At 69.9% G+C, this 25,155-nt stretch carries 22 protein-coding genes; 13 read left to right on the top strand and 9 right to left on the bottom strand.

The genetic code is table 11. The features are described 5' to 3' along the window. Nucleotides 1-21: 21 nt before the first annotated feature. Nucleotides 22-573 carry a response regulator gene (locus ACZ6TI_RS18200; RefSeq protein WP_465346217.1) on the top strand — a complete coding sequence of 184 codons (552 nt, stop codon included), beginning with the start codon at nt 22-24 and terminating at the stop codon, nt 571-573. Then, the gene (locus ACZ6TI_RS18195; protein WP_465346216.1) at nt 570-1,307 is read left to right on the top strand and encodes an arginase family protein; all 738 of its coding nucleotides are present in this window, start codon (nt 570-572) and stop codon (nt 1,305-1,307) included. The genes ACZ6TI_RS18200 and ACZ6TI_RS18195 overlap by 4 nt, the downstream gene beginning before the upstream one ends. Here ACZ6TI_RS18195 and ACZ6TI_RS18190 read toward each other — a convergent pair. The 7 genes from ACZ6TI_RS18190 to ACZ6TI_RS18160 all read right to left on the bottom strand — a co-directional run bounded on the left by ACZ6TI_RS18190 (nt 1,301) and on the right by ACZ6TI_RS18160 (nt 7,615). Further along, a complete protein-coding gene (locus ACZ6TI_RS18190) occupies nt 1,301-5,236 on the bottom strand; it encodes an NACHT domain-containing protein (RefSeq protein ID WP_465346215.1) in 3,936 nt (1,311 codons plus the stop codon). The genes ACZ6TI_RS18195 and ACZ6TI_RS18190 overlap by 7 nt on opposite strands. Nucleotides 5,237-5,292: 56 nt before the next feature. Further along, nucleotides 5,293-5,808: a GNAT family N-acetyltransferase gene (locus ACZ6TI_RS18185; protein ID WP_465346214.1), complete on the bottom strand. Its 516-nt coding sequence runs from the start codon at nt 5,806-5,808 to the stop codon at nt 5,293-5,295. Then, a complete protein-coding gene (locus tag ACZ6TI_RS18180; RefSeq protein WP_465346213.1) occupies nt 5,805-6,203 on the bottom strand; it encodes a hypothetical protein in 399 nt (132 codons plus the stop codon). The genes ACZ6TI_RS18185 and ACZ6TI_RS18180 overlap by 4 nt, the downstream gene beginning before the upstream one ends. Next, nucleotides 6,200-6,472: a TM2 domain-containing protein gene (locus ACZ6TI_RS18175; RefSeq protein WP_465346212.1), complete on the bottom strand. Its 273-nt coding sequence runs from the start codon at nt 6,470-6,472 to the stop codon at nt 6,200-6,202. Before ACZ6TI_RS18175 ends, ACZ6TI_RS18180 begins: the two co-directional genes overlap by 4 nt. A 22-nt stretch (nt 6,473-6,494) precedes the next feature. Further along, entirely contained in the window at nt 6,495-6,842 is a 348-nt protein-coding gene (locus ACZ6TI_RS18170; RefSeq protein ID WP_465346211.1) for a thioredoxin family protein, read from the bottom strand. Then, nucleotides 6,824-7,204: a MerR family transcriptional regulator gene (locus ACZ6TI_RS18165; protein ID WP_465346210.1), complete on the bottom strand. Its 381-nt coding sequence runs from the start codon at nt 7,202-7,204 to the stop codon at nt 6,824-6,826. The genes ACZ6TI_RS18170 and ACZ6TI_RS18165 overlap by 19 nt, the downstream gene beginning before the upstream one ends. Nucleotides 7,205-7,288: 84 nt before the next feature. Continuing rightward, nucleotides 7,289-7,615: an STAS domain-containing protein gene (locus ACZ6TI_RS18160; RefSeq protein ID WP_465346209.1), complete on the bottom strand. Its 327-nt coding sequence runs from the start codon at nt 7,613-7,615 to the stop codon at nt 7,289-7,291. A 124-nt stretch (nt 7,616-7,739) separates the two neighbouring features. On the opposite strand from ACZ6TI_RS18160, the gene hemL reads away from it, so the two are divergent. The 11 genes from hemL (at nt 7,740) to ACZ6TI_RS18105 (ending at nt 22,013) form a co-directional block, all read left to right on the top strand. Beyond that, nucleotides 7,740-9,092 (top strand): glutamate-1-semialdehyde 2,1-aminomutase, encoded by a 1,353-nt coding sequence (gene hemL / locus ACZ6TI_RS18155; RefSeq protein WP_465346208.1) that lies wholly within the window; start codon nt 7,740-7,742, stop codon nt 9,090-9,092. Beyond that, complete coding sequence (locus tag ACZ6TI_RS18150) at nt 9,089-9,745, top strand: histidine phosphatase family protein (protein ID WP_465346207.1); 657 nt, start codon at nt 9,089-9,091, stop codon at nt 9,743-9,745. Before hemL ends, ACZ6TI_RS18150 begins: the two co-directional genes overlap by 4 nt. Beyond that, nucleotides 9,742-10,305, top strand: a complete 564-nt coding sequence (locus ACZ6TI_RS18145) for a TlpA family protein disulfide reductase (RefSeq protein ID WP_465346206.1) — start codon at nt 9,742-9,744, stop codon at nt 10,303-10,305. Before ACZ6TI_RS18150 ends, ACZ6TI_RS18145 begins: the two co-directional genes overlap by 4 nt. Continuing rightward, a complete protein-coding gene (locus ACZ6TI_RS18140; RefSeq protein ID WP_465346205.1) occupies nt 10,305-11,102 on the top strand; it encodes a cytochrome c biogenesis CcdA family protein in 798 nt (265 codons plus the stop codon). The genes ACZ6TI_RS18145 and ACZ6TI_RS18140 overlap by 1 nt, the downstream gene beginning before the upstream one ends. Next, a complete protein-coding gene (resB, locus tag ACZ6TI_RS18135; protein WP_465346204.1) occupies nt 11,099-12,718 on the top strand; it encodes a cytochrome c biogenesis protein ResB in 1,620 nt (539 codons plus the stop codon). The genes ACZ6TI_RS18140 and resB overlap by 4 nt, the downstream gene beginning before the upstream one ends. Then, on the top strand, nt 12,718-13,671 hold the full coding sequence (ccsB, locus tag ACZ6TI_RS18130; RefSeq protein WP_465346203.1) for a c-type cytochrome biogenesis protein CcsB: 954 nt from the start codon (nt 12,718-12,720) through the stop codon (nt 13,669-13,671). The genes resB and ccsB overlap by 1 nt, the downstream gene beginning before the upstream one ends. A gap of 55 nt (nt 13,672-13,726) precedes the next feature. Then, complete coding sequence (locus ACZ6TI_RS18125; protein ID WP_465346202.1) at nt 13,727-14,713, top strand: LacI family DNA-binding transcriptional regulator; 987 nt, start codon at nt 13,727-13,729, stop codon at nt 14,711-14,713. A gap of 140 nt (nt 14,714-14,853) precedes the next feature. After that, nucleotides 14,854-16,203, top strand: coding sequence for an ABC transporter substrate-binding protein (locus ACZ6TI_RS18120; RefSeq protein ID WP_465346201.1), 1,350 nt, complete (start codon nt 14,854-14,856; stop codon nt 16,201-16,203). Further along, entirely contained in the window at nt 16,200-19,064 is a 2,865-nt protein-coding gene (locus tag ACZ6TI_RS18115; protein WP_465346200.1) for a CBM35 domain-containing protein, read from the top strand. The genes ACZ6TI_RS18120 and ACZ6TI_RS18115 overlap by 4 nt, the downstream gene beginning before the upstream one ends. Before the next feature lie 10 nt (nt 19,065-19,074). Continuing rightward, on the top strand, nt 19,075-21,015 hold the full coding sequence (locus ACZ6TI_RS18110) for a glycoside hydrolase family 13 protein (RefSeq protein ID WP_465346199.1): 1,941 nt from the start codon (nt 19,075-19,077) through the stop codon (nt 21,013-21,015). Further along, on the top strand, nt 21,012-22,013 hold the full coding sequence (locus ACZ6TI_RS18105) for a LacI family DNA-binding transcriptional regulator (RefSeq protein ID WP_465346198.1): 1,002 nt from the start codon (nt 21,012-21,014) through the stop codon (nt 22,011-22,013). Before ACZ6TI_RS18110 ends, ACZ6TI_RS18105 begins: the two co-directional genes overlap by 4 nt. Before the next feature lie 49 nt (nt 22,014-22,062). On the opposite strand, the gene ACZ6TI_RS18100 is transcribed toward ACZ6TI_RS18105, so the two are convergent. Together ACZ6TI_RS18100 and ACZ6TI_RS18095 are read right to left on the bottom strand one after the other, a co-directional pair. Continuing rightward, nucleotides 22,063-22,536, bottom strand: a complete 474-nt coding sequence (locus ACZ6TI_RS18100; protein ID WP_465346197.1) for a helix-turn-helix domain-containing protein — start codon at nt 22,534-22,536, stop codon at nt 22,063-22,065. 1,727 nt (nt 22,537-24,263) lie between these two features. Beyond that, a complete protein-coding gene (locus tag ACZ6TI_RS18095) occupies nt 24,264-25,133 on the bottom strand; it encodes a hypothetical protein (RefSeq protein ID WP_465346196.1) in 870 nt (289 codons plus the stop codon). Nucleotides 25,134-25,155: the final 22 nt, after the last annotated feature.

The following is a 25,155-nucleotide window of genomic DNA, read 5'->3' as shown; positions in this document are numbered from 1 at the left end:
GTGGCGGCAGGGCGGTGGACGGTGGCTGATCGGGCCAAGGCGTTGCTGGTCGACGACCGGCGCGACAATCTGCTCGCGCTGGAGGCGATCCTGCAGGGCCTGCCGGTGCAGGCGGTGGCCGTGGAGAGCGGTGAGGCGGCGTTGAAGCAGCTGCTCACCGACGACTTCGCGGTGATTCTGCTGGACGCGCAGATGCCCAACATGGACGGCTTCGAGACGGCCAGCCACATCAAGCGCCGCGAGCGCACCAGGCATGTCCCGATCCTGTTCCTGACGGCCGCCGACCGGGACGCCCAGTTGGCACTGCGCGGCTACGCCGTGGGTGCGGTGGACTACCTGACCAAACCCTTCGACCCGTGGGTGCTGCGCGCCAAGGTGTCGATCTTCGTCGAGCTGTGGAGCAAGACCCAGCTGCTCAAGGCCCAGGCCGAGGCGACCCGCGAGCGGGACGCCCAGTGGCAGCGCCTGACCGAGACGGTCGATGAGGCCGCGCGGACGCTGCGCGGTGGCGGCGACCAGGCCGCGGCCGAAGCCCTGGCCCTGCTCGAGAAGGCTCGCTGGGGCACCGGATGATCGTGGTGCCTTTCCACCAGGACACCCGGCTGCCGGAGGGTCAGCTCCCGGTGCACGGCGAGCTGGTCGATCCGGCCCTGCCCGAGGGCGACATCTGGCAGCGGCTGCTCGCCCTGGACTCCGCGGTGGCCGACCGGGTGGCCGCGGAGGTGCGCGCTTCGGGCACGGCCACGGTGTTCTCCGGCGACTGCCTGATCGCGATGGCGACGCTGGCCGGTGTCCAGCGGGTCGGGATCGATCCGGCGGTCGTGTGGTTCGACGCGCACGGTGACGTGCACACGCTGGAGACTTCGACCTCGGGCTACCTGGGCGGCGTTTCGCTGCGCCTGCTGCAGGGCGCCCACGCCGATCTGCTGGGCGACAAGCTCGGGGTGCGCCCGGTCGCGGAGGACCGCTGCGTGCTGGTCGATGCCCGCGACCTGGACCCGGCCGAGGCCGACTTCCTGGCCGGCTCCAAGATCCACCGGACGTCGGTGCTCGATCTGGACGTGGCGTCGTTGCCGGACGGCCCGCTGATCGTGCATGTCGACCTGGACGTGATCGACCCGGCGGATCTGCCGGGGCTGCTCTTCCCGGCGCCCGGCGGCCCGTCCGCCGCCGAGGTGCAGACGGCGATCGCCCGCATCGTCGCGACCGGCCGCGTCGTCGCGCTGGACATCGCGTGCCCGTGGCATGCGGCGGCCGATCAGCAGGCGCAGCGGGCCCGATTCGAACTCTTGGCCTCGATTCACTGAATCGGGTTCTCCGACTCGGCGCGCAGTGCCTCGTTGGCGTAGTCCCATCCGGTCCGCTGTTCGTACTGGTCCCTCGTGCTGAAACGCGGATCGGTGCAGGCGGCGGCAAGCTTCGCGCGGATGTCGGCTCCACGCTCGGGGTGGTGACGGGAGAGTGCGGCCAGCGTGCTGCCTGCGTGTTTCCGCACGTCGTTGTCGTCGTCCTCGAACAGTCCGATCAGAAAATCTTGCAACTCGCCGCTGGGTGCGGCGTGGCGCAGCGCGGCGACCGCGTCGCGGCGCACCAAGAAGATCTCGTTACTGGTCACCACCTCGATCAGCTTGCCGACCACCACCTCGTCAAGCGGTCCACTCGCGCCCAGCGTGGCGGCTGCCTTCACGCGAATCTCCAGCGTGCTGCAGTCGGCTGCGATCTCGAGCAGCGCAGTGCGCACCTGCTCGGTCACTGTGCCGCTGCCGCTCAACGCGGTCGCAGCCCTCACTCGCACTGCCGGGTCGCCGTCGCCAATGGCGATTCCGGTCAAGACTGCGGCGACCGCCTCGTCCAACGGCCCGTTCCGGGCGAGCGCTGTGCCGGCCTCCGCCTGCGCGGCGGCGGAACTGTTGCCGATGGCGATCGGGACCAGAACGATCCTCATGTGCTCGGCCGTCGTCGCACCGTCGGCCAGCGTCGACGCCGCCTCCACGCGGACGTCATCTGCAGGGTCGGTGGACGCCAAGTCGATCAGTGCGCTGATCACCGGGTCGCTCAATGGCTTGAAGGCGCCCAGCATTGACACGGCGAAGTGCCGCACGGATTGGTCCGTCGCGCTGGAAGCGATCTCGATCAGAGCAGTGGCCACCGGGTCTCTCAAAGTGATGCCTGCGGTCAGAGCCGAGATCGCGTTCAACGGCGCGAGACCATCGTCGTCGCCGGTCGCGATCTCGACGAGGGCGGTGATCATCGGCTCGGTCAGGGTTGTCGCCGCGGCCAAGATGCCCGCGGCGCTGATGCAAAGGCCGCGGTTGTCGCCATTAGTCGCGAACCTGGTCAATGCGGTCCTGGCAAACTCAGGAAGGGTCTGACCCGCGCCCAGCGCGGCCATCGCATTTGACTTTGTTTCCGGGTCGTCGTCGCCGGTCGTGGCGACTTCCACCATCGCGGCCACCACCGATTCGCTCAGTGCGCCACGTTCGGCCAACTCGTGCGCCGCTCTCACTCGCACAGCGAGGTCGCTGTGCTCCCTGGCGATCTCGCTCAACGCGGTCACGGTCCGGTCGGCCAAGGTTTCCCCGGCGGCCATGGCCGCCACCGCCGCAAGCCGCACCTCGCGGCCCTCGTCGCGAACGACGATGCCGGTCAGGGCCGTCATCGCGCGGTCGGTCGGAGCTCCGGCCCGGGAGAGCGCCCACACCGCCCGCGCCCGGCCGACCGGATCCGGGTGATTCTCGGCCATGGCGATCAGGGCGTCGATCACGCGGTCCGTAAGTGCCTTGGCCTGCTCCAGCGCGGAGGCCATCCTCTCGGTCACGGCGTGGTCATGATCCCCGACAATGATCTCGGTCAACGCGGCCACAGCCTGCGGGCCGATCTCACCCGTGGCGATGACCAGTTCACACCAAGGCATGACGATCGCGGAATCGAGCTTGGTCGCCCGGTTCTCCAAGGTGGCGCGCAGTCGGTCGCCGGCCTTCGTTCCCTCGAAGGACACCAGTCGTTGCAGAAGCGCATCGCGATAACCCGTGAAGCGGCACCGACTGCGCTCCGGATCCAACCACTCGTCCACCGCTCGATTTACCGCGGCGTCGATCGTCGCCGTCTGCAGAGCCGTGTCGTCGGACAGAATCTGCAGCAGGAAGAGGAAGTCGCGGCCGAGCAACTCCTCATAGGGGCTCGGACTCTGCTCGGCCGGATGGATCGCCTCGGCCACCACACTGTCCACCTGCTCGGCATAGTCGGTGCCGATCATGCCGACCGCGAGCAGGATCGGCTCCTTGTAGCGCGGATCGTGCAGCCGGCTCCGGATCGCCGCGACCCGATCGGCCGCCGACCCGCGGAACGCCAGCGCCCGCCCCGCGTAATACTCCTCAAACGTCAGATGGGCGAAGCCATAACGCCCAGGCGCCCGCTCGACCAAGAGCCCGGTGTGCCGATCGGCCTTCTCCAGAAACTCGATCACCCCCCGCCCGGCATCGGTGTTCAGCGGGTCGGCCGACTCCAGGATGCGGGCATCCCAGGTCACGCCCTGGTGCGCCGCCCAGAGCGGACCGAGCACGGCGAGCAGTTCCTGCTTGCCGGCCGCCCCCTCGGGCCGATGCTCATGCAGCCAGGAGCCCAGCTCGGTCAGCCAGACCGTGAGGATCCGCTCGTCCGGCAGGTCCGTTTCGGCGACGCCTTGCGCGCTGCGCCAAGTGCGGCCGAGCGCGTTGCACACCTCGACATAGGCCTCGACCCGGCGGTGCGGCAACCGTCCGCTGGCCCGGTGCACCAGCACCAGCGCGGTCAGCAGCAGCGGGTTGACGGCGAGCCGGCGCACCCCGGCGTTCTCCGCGAGCGCCTGCCCGATCGCCGCGGCCTCCTGCTCGCCGGCGTGCCGGCTGGCGGCGTCGCCCCGGTCCGGCGCCTCGGCCCGTTCGACCTCGCGGCAGTAGACCTCGAGAAAACGCGTGATCGTCGGGTCGTCCATGTCCTGCAGCCGGACCGCCTGAAACGGTTCCGGCAGCGGCGCGGCCTGATATCCGGCGATCCGGCTGGTCACCACGAAACGATTCCCCTGCCGGGCGTTCGCGGTCACGAAATTGAGCACCGCGGAGACCACTCCGCGGCGGAGTTCGGCCGACGCGACCTCGTCCAGGCCGTCCAGCATGACCAGGCAATTCCCGGCCTCGAGCTGGCGGTGCAGCAGGTCGGCCAATCCGGTGGCGCCGCATTCCAGCCGACGCAGATATGGCGGCAGGAACTCGCTGATGCCGACCTCGGGAAATCCCTGGCGGGCATAGTCACCGACGCGCAGATAGATCGGGAATCGTGCCGGCCGGCCCCGCGCCTCATCGTCGCTGAGCAGCGCATTGGCGTGGGTCAGCGCGAGATAGCGCAGCAGGGTGGTCTTGCCGGTGCCCGGGTCACCCAGCACCAGGACGTGCGCCATGTCGCGGATGCCGTCCAGCACCGGCACCACCTGTTCGGCGTCCTGGTCGCTGTCGGCTCCGAACTTGCGGCCATATTGGGCCTGCAGCCGGTCGAGGGCGGCCTCGAACCCGGTGCGATCGAGTTGACCGGCGTCGGCCCGCGCCGCGAGCTTCGCGCGCTCGTGTTCGAACCAGACCCGGGCGCGGTCGCCGGGGTGCCGGTCCCGTTGCGCCTCCAGGCCGATGAACACCTCGTCCAGCGACAACTGCACAGTGGTCTTTCGCACCACGCCCGCGGTGCGCAGGTAGCGATGCTGGTCCACGAGCCAGCGCAGGTATTCGATCCGGTCGTCGTCGGTCGCCGCCCCGGCGCCGAGATGCTCGGCGAGCCGCGCGGTCGCCCGCGCCGTCGCCGCCGCGTCGGAGCGGCCGAGCAGGGCCTGCAGCGCGGGCTCCCGGCGGACCTCGTCGGCGAGAACCTCCAGCACGGCCTTGAACGCCGGCCGCAACGCGCTGATCCGGTCGTGCAACTCGTCGTCATCCGGTGCTCCACCGATCGCATCGATCGCGCGCCTGGCCAGCCGCACCGCGGACGGCGACCCGCCGGGAACGAGCACCTTGGCCAATTCGGCGGCGCCCTCGAATTGCCAGAAATCGGCGTTGACATCGAAGTCGTCCAGCCGGTCCCGCTGCGGTTTCTCGATCTTCGCGAATGATCGGTTGATCGCCCGCTCGAGCGCCTTCTGCTCCGGATCGCCGAGCACCCGGGCCCGGGCGCCCTTGACCGCGGCGCCGCCCACCTCTTTTCCGACCTGAGACAAGATCGCTTTTGCCAATGGCGCGGCAAACAGGGAGACGGGATCCACAAGCACGAATTCTAGGGCCGGTCGGCGGCCACCTCGTATACGTATTCCAGGCCGTCCTCGTCGTCCCATTGGTCGCCGACCTGCTGGAAGCCGTATTGCAGGGCCAGGTTCAGGGACGGCTGGTTGTCGGGGCGGATGCTGACCCGGACGGTCTTTACCGCCGGCTCGCGGGCGGCCCGGCGCAGCAGGGCTTCCAGCGCGGCACGGGCATAACCGCGGCGGCGCTGCGCCGGGTCGACCGCATAGCCGATCTCCACCATCCCGGCGGCGTCCGGCGGCCCGTGGAAGCCGGCCCGGCCGACCGCCATGCCGCGTTCCACGTCGAAGATGACGCCGGTGACCCAGCCCGCGCTGGCCGGATCCTCCTCGGCCTGGCGGCTGCGCATGCGCCACGTCCCGCGGCACTCCTCGCCGGCCAGATAGGGCGACAACGGCACCGGACTGGCCACGGTCGCCGCCGCCAGGTCGCCGTCGGCCAGAGCCTGGAACGCCGGGCCGTTGAGATGCACGATGCGCACTTCGGTCATGTGTGGAGGTCCTCGATCGGGGCGACCGGCACCACGTCACGGACCGCTTCGGCCAGCTCGGGGTCGAGGGTGATGAAGGCGTCGGCCTGGAGTCGGGTCACCGCGATGTATTCGGCGGTCAGCGTGTCCGGCCAGCCGAGTTGGTCGGCGACCGTCCAGGCGACCCGCTGCGACACCCGGTCGCCGAGCAGCCGGATGCTCAGTGAGCGCAGGTAGTCGAGCCGACGCTCGGCGTCCTTCCTGGTCAGCTCGCCGTCGCGCACCGCTTCGTAGAGCCGGGTCAGCACCTGCGAGCGCAGCAGAGTGGGCGCCACCAGCTTGTGCTCGGCGGGGATCTTCGCCTCGTCGGCGGCCAGCCGCAGGGCGACGTCCGGGCCGATCACAAACCTGGTCATGGCTCGAGGATGCCGTATCGGGCCATGATCGCGGCGCGGCGGGCGCGGTTCACCGAGTGTGCTCGGCGGCCGACGAAGAACAGGTCGAGCAGCGTCCACAGGCCCAGACCGCCCAGGGTGAACAGCATCGCGATCGAGCGGGCGGTGTCGCCGAGATAGAAGCGGTGGCCGCCGAAGATGCCGCAGACGCACCACAGCGCATAGGCCACCCGGGGGTCCTTCCGGACGGACTCGTACTCCGACTCGGCGCGCAACACCTCCAGGTTCACCGGCGCAACGATAGCGCCCGGTTCAGCGGTTGGCGTACGGCTCGAGGGCGTTGTCGAGCGCCTTGCGCAGGGCGGATTTCGGGCGGGCGCCGACGATCGAGATGACCGGGCGGCCGCCGCTGAAGAGCAGCAGCGTCGGCATCGACATCACCCGGTAGGCGCGGGTCGACTCCGGGTTCTCGTCCGCGTTGATCTTGGCGAAGCCGATCCGCCCCTCGAACTCGGGAGCCAGCTCGGACAGGGTGCGGGCCATCGGGCCGCAGGGCGGGCACCACTCGGCCCAGAAGTCGACCAGCACCGGGGTCGGCGACATCAGCACCTCGTCCGGGAAGGACGCGTCGGTGACGATCTTCAGCAGCTCATCTGGCATCGGGCAGTCCGTTCCTCGATCGCGTCCGTGAGCTGCGCCAGCAGTCCGGCCCGCACGGTGTGGAGCTGATCGAGCACGCCGTCCACCTCGGCCAGCTTGCGCCGCAGCACCGCCACCGAGTCGGGGCAGACGTGCCCGGCGTCGTTGCCGGCGCGCAGGCAGGCCACGAACGGCCGGATGTCGTCGAGCCCGAAGCCGGATTCGAGCAGCGCCCGGATCTCCCGGACCACGCGCAGCTCCGCGTCGTCATAACAGCGGTAGCCGCGGGCGTCGCGAGACGCCTGCACGAGGCCGTGCTGCTCGTAGTAACGCAGCGTCCGGGTGCTCGTCCCGGCCCGGGTGGCCAGCTCACCGATCAGCATGAGGGTGACGCTAGGCCTTCACACCGGTGTCAAGGCAAGGACCATGGGGTTGCATTCTGTTTTCCGCCGCGGGTCAGCTCAGCGTTACTGCGCACTGCTGATCATCAGGGCGGATCGCAGGCCGGTGATGTCGAGGACGCGCATCAGAAAGTCGCCCACGTTGGCCAGCGCGAGCACCGAGCGTGCGTGTTGCGCCTTGCGGCTGAGCACGACCAGCGTGCCCAGGCCCTGGCTGTCGCAGAACGTGACACCGGCCATGTCGAGCACCATCCGGGCCGGCGGATCCGCCAGCTCCTCGTTCACCAACGCACTCAACTCGGCCACCGTGAGCACGTCGATCTCACCGACGAGGACATATGTCACCTCGTCGGGAGCACGCTGAACCGTGATGGACAGCTCCGGTCGTTCCACTTCCTCACCCTATCGCGAGCGGTGGTTTCCTTCCTGTTGAGCGGGTGCCGTGCGGGCCCGTGGCGGATCACCCAAGGTGACATGAACAACCCTCTTGCCACTTCCGTCGTAGGCCGCTGCCAGAATGGATGGCGCTGTGACCACCTCATACCACGCCGAGCCGTTCCCCTATCCGGAGGACGCCCCGGCTTCCCAGGCCCTGTTCGACCGCGCCAAGGCCATCGTCCCCGGCGGGGTCAATTCACCCGTGCGTGCGTTCCGTGCTGTCGGTGGCACGCCCCGATTCATGGCGTCCGGCTCCGGCGCCTGGTTGACCGACGCCGACGGCCGGCGTTATGTCGACCTGGTCTCCTCGTGGGGGCCGCTGATCCACGGCCACGCGCATCCCGAGGTGATCGCCGCGGTCCAGGCCGCGGCCGCCAAGGGCACTTCTTTCGGCACGCCGACAGCGGCCGAGGTCGAGCTCGCGACCGAGATCATCGCCCGCACCCCGATCGACGAGGTCCGCCTGGTCAATTCGGGCACCGAGGCGACGATGAGCGCGATCCGGCTGGCCCGGGGTTACACGGGCCGCAGCCGCATCGTGAAGTTCGCCGGCTGCTACCACGGGCACGTCGACGCGCTGCTGGCCGCGGCCGGTTCCGGGGTCGCCACGCTCGGACTGCCCGATTCGCCGGGAGTGACCGGTGCCGCGGCGGCCGAGACGGTGGTGTTGCCCTACAACGACGTGGCCGCCGTGGAGGCGGTGTTCGCCGCCGAGGGGGAGGACATCGCCGCGATCATCACCGAGGCGGCGCCGGGCAACATGGGCGTGGTTCCACCGCTGCCGGGCTTCAACCAGCGGCTCGCCGAGCTGGCCGACGCCCACGGCGCGCTGCTCATCGTCGACGAGGTGATGACCGGCTTCCGGGTCACCCGCAGCGGCTGGCAGGGCCTCGATCCGGTGGACGCCGACCTTTACACCTACGGCAAGGTGATGGGCGGCGGGCTGCCCGCGGCGGCGTTCGGCGGCCGGGCCGACATCATGTCCCGGCTGGCCCCGGCGGGCCCGGTCTACCAGGCCGGCACGCTCTCCGGAAACCCGCTGGCCTGCGCCGCCGGGCTGACCTCGCTGCGGCTCGCCGACGACGGGGTCTACAAGCGCCTGGACGAGTTGTCCGCGACCATCGGTGCACTGGCTTCCACCGCGCTCAACGAGGCGGGCGTGGCGCACTCCCTGTCGTACGCGGGAAACATGTTCTCGATCTTCTTCACCGATGTCCGGGTCACCGACTATGCGACGGCGAAGACCCAGGATGCCGGGCAGTTCAAGGCGTTCTTCCACGCCATGCTGTCCCGGGGTGTCTATCTGCCGCCGAGCGCCTTCGAGTCGTGGTTCGTGTCGACCGCGATGGACGAGCGCGCGCTGGAGACCATTGCGGAGGCACTGCCGCATGCCGCGCGGGCGGCGGCCGAGGCGACGGGGGTGGGGGCTTGAGCGAGCCGACGAAGACGATCGTGCACGTGCTGCGGCACGGCGAGGTGCACAATCCGACGAAGGTGCTCTACGGCCGGCTGCCCGACTTCCACCTGTCCGAGCTGGGCCGGCAGATGGCCAAGGCCGGCGCCCAGGCGGTCGCCGACCGCGACGTCACCCACGTGGTCTCCAGCCCGCTCGAGCGCGCGCAGGAGACGGCCGAGCCGTTCGCCGCGCAGTTCAAGCTCGACATCGCCACCGACGTGCGCCTGATCGAGAGCAGCAACTACTTCGAGGGCAAAAAGGTCGGCCCGGGCGACGGCGGTTTCCGCAGCCCGCGCAACTGGTGGGTGCTGCGTGACCCGATCACGCCGTCCTGGGGCGAGGCTTATCTGGTGATCGCCCAGCGGATGTTCGCGGCGGTGCAGGCCGCGCGGGTGGCCGCCGAGGGCCACGAGGCCGTCTGCATCTCGCATCAGCTGCCGATCTGGACGCTCCGGCGTTATGTGGAGGGCAAGCGCCTCTGGCACGACCCGCGCCGCCGCCAGTGCGGCCTGGCCAGCCTGACCACGTTCCGGTTCGAGGGCGCCAAGGTCGTCGGTGTCGACTACTCCGAGCCGGCCGCGCACCTGGTCGCGCTGTCCCCGGGCGCCCGGACGGCCAAAGGCGCATGACCGTGCGTCGCCTCGCCGCGCTGCTGGCCACCGCCGTCCTGATCGGCGGCGGCATGGCGGGGTGCGGTGGCGACGACAACTGGGCCAAGCAGTGCGTCACCACCAAGGGGGTGATCGAGTGCACGCCGGACAAGCGCCCGCAGGTCAGCGAGGTCACCGGCGAGCTGCTCGACGGCGGCACCTATGACGTGGCCACCGACCGCGGCCGGGTCGTGGTGGTCAACTTCTGGGGCTCGTGGTGCAACCCCTGCCGGGCCGAGGCCGACGACCTGGAGAAGACGTTCCAGGCCACCAAGGACAAGGGCGTCGCCTTCGTCGGGGTGAACACCCGCGACGACCGCGACGCGGCCCGGCAGTTCGAGCGCGGCCGGGTCACCTACCCGAGCGTGTACGACCCGGACGGCAAGGTCGCGCTGAAGTTCGACGTGACCCAGGTGAGCACCCCGTCCACCCTGATCCTCGACCGCCAGGGCCGCATCGCGGTGGCGATGCGCCGCGCGACGGTCGTTGCCGAGCTGCAGCCCCTGGTCGAGCGGGTCGCCGCGGAGCGGAGCGGCTGATGGGCGAGACCTTCGCCGGCGTGGTCGGAGACGGCCCGCTGCTGCTCGCGATCTGCGCGGCCGGGCTGGCCGGGCTGGTCAGCTTCCTCTCGCCCTGCGTGCTGCCGCTGATGCCGGGCTACCTGTCCTATGTGACCGGACTGGCCGGGTCTGATCTGGACGACGCGGAAAGCCGCCCGCAGGAGGACGGCACGGTCCTCACCAGACCGGTCCGGGTCAAGGGCCGGGTGCTGGCCGGCACGGTGCTCTTCGTGGCCGGCTTCGCGGTGGTGTTCACGCTGCTGGCGACGCTGGTGGCGAACATCGGCCGGATGCTGCAGACCTACAAGAGCACCCTCGACATCGTGCTCGGCATCCTGGTCATCGTGCTCGGCCTGGCGTTCATGGGCCTGGTCCCGGGCATGCAGCGCGAGCTGCGCATCCACCGGCTGCCCGCGGCCGGGCTGGCCGGCGCCCCCATCTTCGGCGCGTTGTTCGGGCTGTCCTGGCTGCCGTGCACCGGCCCGACCCTGGCCGCGGTGCTCGGTCTGGCCACCACCAGCGGCGCGACCGGCCGCGCCGTAGTGCTCGCTCTGGCCTACAGCCTCGGGCTGGGCCTGCCGTTCGTGCTGTTCGGGCTCTTCTTCCGCAAGCTGCTCGGAGTGTTCCGGGCGGTCCGCCGCAACAGCCGCTGGGTCACCCGGATCGGCGGCGCGCTGCTGATCCTGGTGGGGCTGGCGCTGGTCACCGGCAGCTGGAACGACTTCCTGATCTGGCTGCTGACCACCTTCAACTTCGACGCCGGAACGCTGCTGTGACGGAGGTCGAGGAGCGCACCGCCGCCGCACCCGCGCCGCCGCCGCGCCGGGTCAACCCGGTGTGGGCGCTGCTGCGCAACTCGTGGCGTCAGCTGACCAGCATGCGCACCGCGCTGGTGCTGCTCTTCCTGCTGGCGGTCGCCGCGATTCCCGGCTCGGTGCTGCCGCAGCGCTCGGTGAACATCGAGCGGGTCGCCGAGTACTTCGACGCACACCCCGAGCTGGCGCCGTTCCTGGACCGGCTGGGCATGTTCGACGTCTATGCGTCGGCCTGGTTCGCCGCGGTCTACGTGCTGCTCTTCACCTCGCTGATCGGGTGCGTGGTGCCCCGGCTCGCGGACCACGTGCGCGCGCTGCGATCCACGCCGCCGGATGCACCGAAACGGCTGGACCGCCTGCCGCAGCACGCCGCGCTTGCGCAACAACCGGGCGAGTCCGCGGCCGTGGCCGCCACCGTGGCGCAGATCTTGCGCAAGCGGCGGTGGCGCACCGTCACCCGCGAGCAAGATGACGGCACGTGGACGATCTCCGCGGAGAAGGGCTTCGTCAAGGAGACCGGCAACCTGCTGTTCCACTTCGCGCTGCTGGCGGTGCTGATCGGCGTGGGCTTCGGCGCCTGGTACGGCTGGCACGGCAACCGCCTGCTGGTGGAGGGTCCGGACAAGGGTTTCTGCAACTCGGTGACGCAATTCGACGAGTCCTCGCTCGGCGCCCGGGTAACCGCTGCCGACCTGCCGCCGTTCTGCCTGCAACTCACCGACTTCCGGGCGCAGTTCCAGGAGACCGGGCAGCCCAAGTCGTTCCGCGCGACCGTGCTGGTGGACGAGGACGGCAGGCAGGAGTCGCGAACGTTCACGGTGAACGACCCGCTGCGATTGTCCGCGGCCAACATCAACCTGCTGGGCCACGGATACGCGCCGGTGCTGCGTTACACCGACCGGTTCGGCGCGCAGCAGACCAAGGTCGTGCCGTTCCTGCCGCGCGACCAGATGTTCACCAGCGAGGGGGTGGCCACCTTCCCGGACGTGAACATCGACCCCAAGACAGACAAGCGCGACGAGAACCTGCAGGTCGGCTTCGAGGGCGTCTACCTGCCCACGGTCGGCGCCGACGGCCGGCCGACGTCGTCCTTCCCGGCCGAGCGCAACCCGGTGCTGTTCCTGACGGCCTATCGTGGCAATCTCGGGGTGGACGCCGGGCTGCCGGGCTCGGTCTACGCGCTGGATCGCGGCCAGATCGCGAGCGGCAAGCTCAAGCAGGTCAGCGGCGACGGGCGGCCGCACGAGCTGCGTCCCGGCGAGACCTGGACGCTGGACGACGGCACCAAGCTCGAGTTCCTCGGCACCCGGCCGTTCGCCACGCTCGCCGTGCGGCACGACCCGACCCAGCCGCTGGTGCTCGGCGGTGCGGTGCTCGGCCTGCTCGGGCTGATGGCGTCGTTGTTCGGGCACCGCCGGCGAGTGTTCTTCCGGATGTCGGCCCTGGGCGCCGGCGAGGGGGCGAGCGACGGTACCGTGATCGAGGCAGGTGGCCTGCCGCGGACCGACTATCCGGGCTTCGAGGACGAATTCCAAGCTCTGGTCACGGCCGCGCAGGGGGACGAGGAGGCCGCGTGATGGCGGAGTTGTCGAACCAGTTGATGGCGCTCACCGTGCTGGCCTACCTGGCCGCGATGGTGTGTTACGCGGGGGAATACGCGTTCGGCACCCGCAGCCACATCGCCCGTGCGGCGACGCGCGAGCTGGTGGGCGCGGGCGGGCCGCCCGCCGTCGAGCCGGTCATCCAAGAGACAACGCCGACGCGCAGCAAGGGCAACCTGCTCGGCATGATCGGCGTCGGCATCAACGTCCTCGCGCTCCTGCTGCATCTCGGCGCCCTGGTCACCCGCGGGGTCGCGGCCGACCGGATGCCCTGGGGCAACATGTACGAGTTCATCCTGTCGGTGTCGTTCGTCGGCTCGGCGGCGTGGATCGGCGTGCTCAGCCGCAGGCCCGGCATCCGCCACCTCGGGCTTTTCGTCGCCCTGGTGATGGTGGTGCTGCTCGGCGCGAACGGGCTGATCGCCTACACCCCGGTCGGGCCGCTGGTGCCGGCGCTGAATTCATACTGGTACGTCATCCACGTGGCGACGATCATCCTGGCGTCCGGCATCCTGCTGTTCGGCGCGGTGCCGGCCATGCTGTTCCTGATCAAGTCGGGCTGGGACCAGGGCAAGCGCGGTTTCCCCTACACCTTGGGCAAGCGGGTGCCCGCCGCCGAGACGCTGGAGCGGCTGACCTTCCGGCTGCACGCGTTCGCCTTCCCGCTGTTCACCTTCGGCGCGCTGATCGCCGGTCCGCTGTGGGCGGAGGCGTCCTGGGGGCGTTACTGGGGCTGGGACCCCAAGGAGGTCTGGGCGTTCATCTCCTGGATCGTCTATGCGGGCTACCTGCACGCCCGGGCCACGCCCAGCGTGAAGCGCACGACGGCCACCTGGATCGCGCTGATCGGCTTCGCGACGATGCTGATGAACCTGTTCGGCGTGAACCTGTTCTTCGAGGGCCTGCACTCGTACGCCAACGCCGGCTGAAAACAGGCGTTTGCACAACTCTTGCAAGGATTTGCATGGCGCGTAACCTCGAACCGTGACGAGCAGGCTGGCGGCGGTGGCCGCGTATGCGGGGGTTTCGGAAGCGACCGTCAGCCGGGTGCTGCACGACAAGCCGGGCGTCTCGCAGGCCACCCGCGACACCGTGCTGACCGCCCTGGACGTGTTCGGTTATCCCCGCCCGCAGCCGGTGCGCGGCGCCCGCGCCCGGCTCATCGGCCTGGTGCTGCCGGATCTCTCCAACCCGGTGTTCCCGGCCTTCGCCGACGTCCTCGGGGTGTCGCTGGTGCAGCGTGGGCTGATCCCGGTGCTCTGCACGCGCACTTCCGACGGGGTGTCCGAGGCGCACTACATCCAGATGCTGCTGGCCAGTCAGGTCGGCGGCATCGTCTTCGTGGGCAGCAGCTTCGCCGATGCCGGCCCGGAGCAGGCCCGCCAGCTCACCGAGCGCCGGCTGCCCATGGTGCTGATCAACGCGGCCGACGAGAACCTGGGCGTGCCGCAGGTCAGCATCGACGACCGGGTCGCGGTCGAGCAGGCGGTGGGCCACCTGACCGGCCTCGGCCACGAGCGGATCGGCCTGATCGTCGGCCCCTGGGGACACGTCCCGTCGATGCGCAAGCTGGCCGGCTTCAAACGCTCGGACGATCTGGTGGAGCACACCGTCTTCAGCATGGAGGGCGGCCGGGCCGCGGCCGGGCGGCTGCTCGGCCGCGGGGTCACCGGTCTGATCTGCGCCAGCGACGCGCTCGCCCTCGGCGCGATCCGCGCGGTCCGGCGCAAGGGCCTCGAGGTGCCCGCCGACGTGTCGGTGGTGGGCTTCGACGACTCCACCTTCATGAGCGTGACCGATCCGCCGCTGACCACGATGCGCCAGCCGGTGCGTGAGATGGCCGCGGCGGCGGTGTCCTCGCTGCTCGCGCAGCTGGACGGGCGGCTGCTGGTCAGCGACGAGATCACCTTCGATCCGGAGCTGATCGTCCGCGGCACCACCGGACCCTTGCGGGTCCATGCAAACGAATGACAATCTCCGTACCCGAATCTTGCATGAAGTTATGGACTTCGTCACATCGACGGTCCTAACATCGGCCTACGCCGCGGCGACCGCAATCGATCCGTAACACGATCGAAACGGCCTCCGCTCCGATGGAGGGACACCCCGCGATGAACCGACGCTTACTGATCACCGCTGCGGCGACACTGTTGCTGACCGGCGCCTGTTCCAGCACCGACGACAGCTCGACCGGGGCGGCCGATGGCCCGGTGACCATCGTGGTCAACGGCCTGCCGCCGGACACCGACCCGGTCAACCGGGCCAACTTCGAGAAGGACGTCCAGGCGTTCCAGGCGAAGTACACCAACATCAAGATCGACGCCCGCGAAGGCATGATGGACCCGCAGACCTTCGCCGCGAAGCTGGCCGGCGGCCAGCTCGAGGACGTCTTCTATGTCTACTTCACCGACCCGCAGGGCCTGATCCGCAAGCGCCAGGTCGCCGACGTCAGCAAGCAACTCGGCGACTTCCCGGCGCTCAAGGAGATCAAGCCGGAGCTGATGCGGATCTTCTCCGACGAGGCGGGCAAGACCTATGGCCTGCCGTCGCAGAACTACTCGATGGGCCTGGTCTACAACCGCGAGCTCTTCGAAAAAGCGGGCCTCGACCCGGCCAAACCGCCGACCACCTGGGCCGAGGTGCGCGAGGCGGCCAAGAAGCTGACCGCGCTGGGCGACGGCGTGGTCGGTTACGGCGACTACAGCAAGTCCAACACCGGCGGCTGGCACTTCACCGCGGAGACCTATTCGCTCGGCGGCGAGGTGGCCACCCAGGTCGGCGAGACCTGGAAGGCCTCCTTCAACAACGCGACCGGCAGGCAGGTCCTGCAACAGCTCAAGGACATGCGTTGGGTCGACAAGACGATGGGAGAAAAGCAACTTCTCGAGTACGCGGACCTGCTGCGCATGATGGGCGGCGGCAAGCTCGGCATGTACCTGGGCACCGGCAGCGACATCGTGAACATCGTCAACCAGTACAAGGGATCGTTCGAGAAGTTCGGGCTGGGCTCGATGCCGGACGGCAAGGCGACCCTCGGCGGCGGCGACGGCTACATGTTCAAGGCCGGCCTCAGCCCCGAGAAGATCAAGGCGGGCCTGACCTGGCTGTCCTACAAGGGCCTCGACCCGTCCCGGATCACCGAGACCACTCGGCGGGCCAGCACCAACAAGGAGCCGGTCGGCCTGCCGCAGCCCAACGTCTGGGTGCCGGGCTCGGCGGCGGACCAGGCGCTGATCGCCGCGCGCAAGGAGTTCGGCAACGTGCCGGCCGAGAACTTCGCGCCGTTCGCGGCCGCTGTAGGGTCGATCCCGCTGAAGCTCGAGCCGCCACTGGCGCAGCAGGTCTACGCGGTGCTGGACGTGCCGATGCAAAAGGTCCTCACCGACCGGAACGCGAACGTCGACCAGCTGCTGACCGAGGCGGAGACCCGGGTCAACGGCGTGCTGGGCACAGCGAAATGAACGCGCTCCTGGCCGCCATCCTGCTCGTCCCGGCCGCCGTGGCGCCAGCCGCCGCCACCACGCTCGAAGCCGAGTCCGCCCAGCTCAGCGGCGGCACCCGGGTCGAGACCGAGCACGCCGGTTACCACGGATCCGGCTACGTCGGCGGCTTTGTGGACGGCAACCGCGGCAACGCGACCGCCACCTTCGCGGTCACCGGCGCGACAGCGGGCAGCAACACCGTCACCTTCCGATACGCCAACGGCACCGGCAGCACCCGGACCATGTCGCTGATCGTCAACGGCGCGACGCGGCAGTTCGCATTGCCGGCCACCTCGGGCTGGGCCGGCTGGGGCACCACCACCCAGCCGGTCACGCTCAACGGCGGCAACAACACCATCGCGGTCAAGTTCGGCGCGAACGACAGCGGCAACCTCAACCTCGACAACATCGCGATCACCCCGGCCTCGGCACCGCCCCCGGGCACACTCGAAGCCGAATCCGCCCAGCTCAGCGGTGGCGCGGCCGCCGAGACGGAACACCCCGGCTTCACCGGCTCCGGCTACGCCGGCGGCTTCACCGACGGCAACAAGGGCAACGCCACCGTGAGCTTCGCGGTCAGCTCACCCTCCGCGGGCACCGCGCCCATCACCCTCCGGTACGCGAACGGAACGGGCGCCACCCGCACGATGTCCCTGGTGGTCAACGGCAGCACGCAGCAGATCAGCCTCCCGGCCACGGCCAACTGGGACACCTGGGGCACCGGCGTCGCGTCCGTCAGCTTGACCAGCGGCGCCAACTCCGTGGCCGTGAAATACGGAAGCGCCGACAACGGCAACATCAACCTCGACAACATCGTCGTCGGGACCGCGACCCCGCCGACCGAGCCCCCGCCCAGCACGGGCCTCGAACTCGAAGCGGGATTCGTCGCGGGCGCCACCGTCGCCACGGATGTCGCCGGATACACGGGTTCCGGCTTCGTGACCAATCTGGCCGGCGGCGCGCGGGTCATCCGTACCGTCAATCAGACCGCGGCCGGGACCGCGACGACCACCTTGCGTTTCCGCAACTCCACCGGCTCTGCCCGCACGCTGTCCGTCTATGCCAACGGCCTCAAACAGGGCCGGCTCAGCTTGCCAGCCGGGGACGGCTGGCAGACCGTGCAGCGCGATCTGCCGCTGCGGGCGAACGTCAACATTGTCGGTTTCCAGGTGGACTCCGGTGACTCCGGCGGCGTGCAGCTGGACAACATCGCGGTGGCCGGCAGCACCCCGCTGGCGGCCCGCGGCGCGACGCTGCCCTTCACCACCTATGAGGCGGAGGCCGGGCAGACGAACGGCTCGGTGCTCGCGGCCGGCCGCGAATACACCACCGAGCAGGCCGAATCGTCCGGACGGCGCGCCGTCAAGCTCACCGGCACCGGACAGTATGTGCAGGTCACGCTCACCAAGCCGGCCAACGCGATCACCGTGCGGGCGAGCCTGCCGGACAACAGCACCAGCCCGCTGGCCGTCCTCGTCGGCGGCACCAAGGTCACCGACCTCCAGCTCACCGCCAGATACAGCTGGATGTACGGCCCGTACCCGTTCCAGGGCCAGCCCGGCGGCGAGAGGCCGCACCGGTTCTTCGACGACGCCCGCGCGCTGCTCCCGCAGACCTATCCGGCGGGCACCGTGCTGCGGCTGGTCAAGGAGTCGTCCGCGGCGTCCTCCATCACCGTGGACCTGGTAGACGGCGAGGTGGCCGACCCGGCCCAGACCGCACCCGCGGGCTACGTCAGCGTCATCTCGCACGGCGCGGTCGCCAACGACAACGGCGACGACCTCAACGCCTTCCGCGCGGCCGTCTCCGCCGCACAGGCGAGCAGCAGCAGGGGATTGTGGATCCCGAGCGGCCGGTTCGTGCTCAGCGGCCTGGTCAACGTGGCCGGCATCGACGTGCGCGGGGCCGGCCTGTGGCACACCGTCCTCACCGGACTGAACCGGCGCGGCGGCATCTATGTCACCGGCGGCAACACGCAGCTCGGCGACTTCGCCTTCGACGGCGACGTGACGGACCGCGACCCGGACTGCTGCGCCAACTCGGATGCCGCGATCGAGGGCGACTTCGGCACCGGCTCGCTGATCCGCAACGTGGCCACCAACCACGCCAAGGTCGGCCTGTGGGTGAAGCAGGCCACCGGGCTCCACGCGGTCGGACTGCGGATCCGCAACACCATGGCGGACGGCGCCAACATCAACGGCTACGACGGCGCGACTTCGAACGTCCGCATCGAACAGTCCAGCACCCGCAACACCGGCGACGACGGCCTGGCCATGTGGTCGTGGAGCGCCGGCGCCGGGCCGGTCAGCAACTCGGTCTTCGCGTTCAACACGCTGGTGCTGCCGATCCTGGCGAACGGTGCGGCGATCTACGGCGGCACCGGCAACCGGATCGAGGACAGCCTGATCACGGACATCGTGTTCCAGGGCTCGGGTGTGGCCGTCTCCAGCTGGCACGATCCGTACCCGTTCGGCGGCACCACGGTGGTGCAACGCAACACGCTGACCCGGACCGGCTCGTACAGCCTGGACTGGGGCAGCGCGATCGGGGCGCTCTGGGTCTATGCGCCGGCCAACGCGATCACGGCGCCGGTGGTGTTCCGGGACCTTCAGGTGAACGACAGCTCGTACCAGGGCTTCCTGGCGAGTTGGCAGGTCAACGTGGGCAACCTGACCTTCGAGCGGGTGGCGTTCAACGGCGCCGGCACGATCGGCCTGGAGTTCAACGCGCCCGGCACCGGCACGTTCAGCTATGTCACCGTCGCCGGCACGGGTGGCCCGGGGCTGGCGAACAACGCCGGCTTCCAGATCGTCCGCGGCCCCGGCAACAGCGGATTCTAGGGGGAAGCTCATGCGGCAGTGGTGGCGTTCAGCGGCCATCTACCAGGTCTATCCACGCTCGTTCGCGGACTCGAACTCCGACGGCATCGGTGACCTCGCGGGCGTCCGCGCCCACCTGGACCACCTGGTCGACCTGGGAGTGAACGCCATCTGGTTCAGCCCGTTCTACCCGTCGCCGATGGCCGACGCCGGGTACGACATCAGCGACCACCGCGACGTCGACCCGATGTTCGGCACCCTCGACGAGGCGACCCGGCTGATCGCCGACGCGCACGACCTCGGGCTGCGGACCATTGTGGACGTCGTCCCGAACCACTGCTCCGAGGCGCATCCTTGGTTCCGCGAGGCCCTCGCGGCACCGCCCGGCGACCCCGCCCGGGACCGATTCTGGTTCCGGGCGGGCCGCGGCCCCGGGCTGCCACCCAACGACTGGCAGTCGACCTTCGGCGGCCCGGCCTGGACCCAGGTCCCGGACGGCGAGTGGTACCTGCACCTCTTCGCCCGCGAACAGCCGGACTTCAACTGGTCGTCCCCGGCCGTGCGGGCCGAGTTCGAGGACATCCTGCGCTTCTGGTTCGACCGCGGCGTGGACGGCGTACGAATCGACTCGGCCACCATGTGCGTCAAGGATCCGGCGCTCGGCGAGATCGTCCCGGACGCGCCCCACCCGTTCCTGGACCACGACGGCATCCACGACATCTATCGCGACTGGCGGCGGGTGGCCGACTCCTACGACCCGCCCCGGGCACTCATCGGCGAGGTATGGCTGGGCGACCCGATCCGGTTCGCGGCCTACCTGCGTCCTGACGAGATGCACACCGCCTTCAACTTCGACCTGCTCTGCTGCCCGTGGGACGCCAAGGCGCTGCGCAAGTGCATCGACGACACGCTGGCCGCGCACAGCGACGTCGGCGCGCCCAGCACCTGGGTGCTGTCCAATCACGACGTCACCCGGCACGTCACCCGCTATGGCCGCGCGGACACCGCGTTCGACTTCCCGCTGCGGGGCGCGCGGCACGGTTCGCCGGTCGACCTCACGCTGGGCACGCGGCGGGCGCGGGCGGCCATCATGCTCACCTGCGCGCTGCCCGGTTCGGTCTACGTCTACCAGGGCGAGGAGTTGGGTCTGCCCGAGGTCGAAAACCTCCCTTCTTCGGTACGCGACGACCCGATGCACACGCGCTCCGGCGGTTCGGATCCTGGGCGGGACGGGTGCCGCGTACCGATGCCGTGGTCGTTGTCCGGTTCTTCGCTCGGCTTCAGTCCCGCGGGCGCGGCGCCGGCGTGGTTGCCGCAGCCGGCCGACTGGGCCGCGGCGACGGTCGAGGCGCAGGCGGCCGACCCGGCTTCGATGCTGTCCCTCTATCGCCGGGCGTTGCGTCTGCGCGGCACGCTGGACGGCCCGATGGAGTGGTTGCCGCTGGGGGACGAGGTGCTGGCCTTCCGGAGAGGCCCCTTCACCTGCGTGGTCAACCTCTCCCCGGCACCCATCGATCTCCCGCCGGGCGATCTCATCCTGACCAGCGAGCCGGCATCCGCGACGGCCTCGCTCTCCGACGAGGCGGGCCCGCTCCCCGATGGGACGGCGTCGCTTCCCGAGAGGGAGCAGAGGGGCTCTGCTTCCTCTGAGGCCGCGCCGCCTGGCTCGGGGTCGCTTGGCTTGGGGTCGCTTGGCTTGGGGTCGCTTGGTATGGGGTCGCTTGGCTCGGGACCGCTTGGCTTGGGGTCGCTTGGCTCGGGACCGCTTGGCTTGGGGTCGCTTCCGGAGAGGGAGCAGAGGGGCTCTGCTTCCTCAGAGGCCGCGCCGCATGGCACTGGATCGTTTGGCTCGGGCCTGCTTGGCTCGGGGTCGCTTCCCGAGGGGAAGCAGAGCGGCTCTGCTTCCGCAGAGGAAGCGCCGCGGCGGCTGGCGCCGGACACCGCCGTCTGGCTTCTAGACTCGGAACAATGAGCAGCCGCCGCCTCGCCGACATCGCCCAGCACGTCGGGGTGAGCCAGGCGACGGTGTCGCGGGTGCTCAACGACAAGCCGGGCATCTCGCAGGCCACCCGCGACGCGGTGCTGACCGCGCTCGACGTGCTCGGCTACGAGCGGCCCAACAAGCTGCGCGGCGAGCGGGCCCGGCTGGTCGGCATCGTGCTGCCCGAGATGACCAACCCGGTGTTCCCCGCGCTGGCCGAGGCGATGGCCGGCGCCCTGGCCAAGCGCGGGTTCAGCACGGTGCTGTGCACCCGCACGGTCGACGGCGTGTCCGAGCCGGAATATGTCCGCATCCTGCTCGACCAGCAGGTGTCCGGGGTGCTCTTCGGCGGCGGGCTCTATCAGGAGGCAGACGCCGACCACGGGCACTATGCCGCCCTGCGCGAGCGTTCGCTGCCGACGGTGCTGGTCAACGCGGCGGTGGAGGGCCTGGGCTTCCCGCAGGTGTGCACCGACGACGGGCACGGCGTCGAGATGGCCCATCAGCACCTCGCCGCCCTCGGGCACGAGCGGATCGCCCTGCTGCTCGGGCCGGCCGACCACGTGCCGTCGGCTCGCAAGCTGGCGGCCTACCTGACCGTCCAGGACACCCCGATGGTCGGGCGCGCGCCGTTCGCGATGGCCGAGGCGCAGGTCGCCGCCGGGCGCCTGTTCGGGCAGGGCGCGACCGCCCTGATCTGCGCCAGCGATGTCACCGCGATCGGCGCGGTCCGCGCCGCCCACCGGATGGGTCTGTCGGTGCCGGCCGAGGTCTCCATCATCGGGTACGACGATTCCCCCGTGATGGCCTGCACCGACCCGCCGTTGACCACCATCCGGCAGCCGGTGGACGCGATGGGCCACGCGGCCGTCTCGCTGCTGTTGCAACAGATCGAGGGCCGTCCAGCCCGAGGCGAAGAGCTCCTCTTCGAACCCGAACTGGTCGTCCGTAACACCACCGGCGCCCGCCGCCGAACGGCCCCCGTCTGATCCCAGCCCCCTCCGAGCCGGTGCCGCCCGCGACTCAGTCGCCTGCGACTCAGTCCTTTCTGCGGGGGAGCGCGTCGCGGAGGCTTGCCCAGTGGTGGGCGTCCGTCGGCGCCGTCTCCATCCGGCCGTGCCACAACTGATGCACCTGTGGATCCGCCACCCAACTGCCGCACTGCGGGCACTCGTGCCGGCCAGACGCCGGTTCGGTCTCGCCCTGACGCTGCAGCCGGCGCAGCTCGTCGGCGTCGACCCACAGCGGGTGCCACACGTCCCGGACGACCTCCGGCGGGACGCTCAGCGCATGGCCCAGCTTGCGGACCAGGTGCCAGACCGGCGCCATCTTGCCGGACAGCACCTTGGAGATCGAGGCTTTGCTGTAGCCGACCTTGTCACCCACCTCGGCCATCGTCGGCCGCCCGGCGGAGATCCACGCCCGCTTGAGATGGTCCGCCAGCAGCGCCCGTGGATCCGCGGGTGGGGTCACCCCCGGACCGCTCAGCAAGGTGGCCGGATCGATCGGCACGACGCCGCGACCGTCGGCCGGGCCGGCCGCGTGATTGCGTCCTGCAAAAGGGTCATAGTCGTCCCCTCGTGGAGTGCGCGCCGCCGGCTTCATGCGTCATCTCCGGCCGGCCGCGCCTCACGACCGCCGGGCTGCACCTCACGACCGCCGGGCTGCGCTTCACGACCGGCGGGCCGCGCTTCACGACTGGCAGGCCGCGCTTCACGACCGGCCGGCTGCGCCTCACGACCCGCGGGCCGCGCTTCGCTCGCGGAAGGTCCGGGGGCAACCGGTGCCTCGCTGGCCGACGCGCCGATGGCCAGCCGTGCCTCGCTCACGAAATGCCCCATGGCAAGCCTTGCCTCGTTCCCGGAAGGGCCCGTGGCAGGTCGCATCTCGTTCCCGGGAGACCCGGCAGGTCGCGCCTCGCTTGCGGAGGACTGGGGAGGTCGCATCTCGTTCCCGGGCGACCCGGCAGGTCGCACCCCGCTGCCGGAGAACTCGGCAGGTCGGGGAGACCCGGCAAGCCGCACCCCGCTGCCGGAAAACTCGGCACGTCCCACCCCGCTCCCGGAAGCCCCGGCAAGTCGCACCCCGCTCTCGACAAACTCGGCAGGTCGCGCCTCGCTCCGCGGCGGCCAGACGGCGCCCTCGACCTCCGACCCGCCCTCCTCAGCCAGCACCCCGGCAGGAGGCCAAACGGCAGGCCGCGCGATCGCATTGCGGCCGACCGCCACCACAACCAGAGCGAACCCACACAACGCCGTCACGATCAGCTCCGGCGGCAGCCCGATGCTACGCAGCGTGGCGCCGAGCGCGATGACGACGACCACCAACAGGACGCGCCACCGCGTCGCGGAAAAGTCCCGCCCACCGGCCGGACGGACTCGATTGATCACGGAGATTTACTCCATTTCCTGAATGCTGCCGGCGGCCCTCGACAAAGGATCTTCGTGTGCCCCCGTGGAGCTCGTTCATCGATCTCCGCCGCTCATTGTGCAGCAGTCGGCCTACCTCTCCAACCGTCTTCGTGACGCTCTGAAGTTTCCGTTCCGGAAACCCGATCTCCGTCGCGCCCGATCGGCAACCGACCTGCTGATCGAATTCGATCTTGCGAATTACCGGCCCTAATAGCGCTGTCCGACAACTCGATAAGTCTGCGGAATGGAAGATGAGTTCGATGTGCAATGACGACGCACGTCCTCATTTACTGACCTGGGCGGCCCGGTGGCCCCAGGTCGGTGCCATCGACCTGTGTCAGGCACCCGACAGAAGCCCGTCCAAGTGGCGCGGCCGTCCCGGTTGCGGTGTGGATTCGCAGGTCCGACAGGGCGTAGCGGCATGGCCCGAGCACTCATCAAAGAGGCCCCGATTCTTCATGATCGGAACCGGACAACAACGCGGCTGCGCACTTGCACGAAGCCGTCGAGCATGATCCCGATGACCGCGACGAGAACATGGGGAGCGCTCTCGACCAAGAATCGATCTACCCGCAAATCAGAAAACAATGCGGTCCACATCAGATCGTCGATTGCGTGCATTCGAAGTGCCGATTCCCGGCGCCAAATGACGTTACCGCCAAGTAGCCACTCGGGCGACGAATAACCCTGCGTAATGAGCCGTCAGCGACTGGTGACGGGATCGCGTGTTTCTTCAACATCACGACGCCGCCGTCGCCACCCGATTCATCCCGATTAGGGCTTTCTCCGCATGGTGCGATCGGGCGCGCCGGTCACCAACCGTGACGCCTAGGTCGACGGAAGCAGCCCGAGCCCGGGGCAGTCCCCGGCCGTCCAGGTGTCGTACTTGTTGACCCAGTCGAGGCAGAACCCGCCGGCCCGCTGCTGCGCGGCGGCGTCCGCGGTCAGCGTGCTCACGTCGCCCCGCCAATACCGAGCTTCGCCGCCACCCGCCGGACGCAGCTGAACGTTGTCCACGGTCACCTTCGGCACGTCGATGCGGGCGTTCCGGCGCGGGTCGACGTGCACCTCGACGTACTGCTCCACATAGGCACGGTCACCGATCGGCAGGCGCTGCGCGGTGAGCAGGTTCCAGCGGTTGTTCCACCAGAGCCACGCCTGCCACACGCCCTGGCCGTCGGTGTGCAGGTCGAGCCACGCCTTGTCGCCGGGCCGCAGCGCGTACTGGTCGTAGAACTGCCAGGTCTTGGTGTTGGTGTTGAAGGTGTAGATGTGCTGCCGGCCGCCGCCGGCCCACCCGGTCTCCGCCCACCCGGCCTCGAGCCACGCGATGCTGCCGCCGCCGAGGTCGCGCTTGACCATGAAGCGCCCGGCCACGAAGTCGTAGGTGTTCGCCCGGATGCCGCCGTCCACGACGGAGATCCGCCCGGACACGCCGCTCCACTCGCCGGCCGTGCCCGCGCCGAGGTGGTGGTAGCCGCTGGCGGTGGCTTCCCGGTGGAAGCGGAAGCCGGACTCGGGCGTGCGCGCGCGGCACGCGCCCGGTGTGCGCGGCCCGGCCGGCGCGGTCGGGGCGTGCGTCGAGGCGGTGCCGCCGGTGCAGGCCGGGAGGTCGCGCGCGACCGCGGGATCGGCCACGGCGATGGCCGCGAGCAAGCCGGCGAGACCACACCATCGAGCCACGGTACGAATCTTCATGCAGCACCTCGTCGCCAGAGGG

This window comes from Actinoplanes sp. NPDC051388, assembly GCF_055586225.1.
The sequence above is the reverse complement of the archived record's forward strand: the minus strand, read 5'-3'. Positions and strand labels throughout refer to the sequence as shown.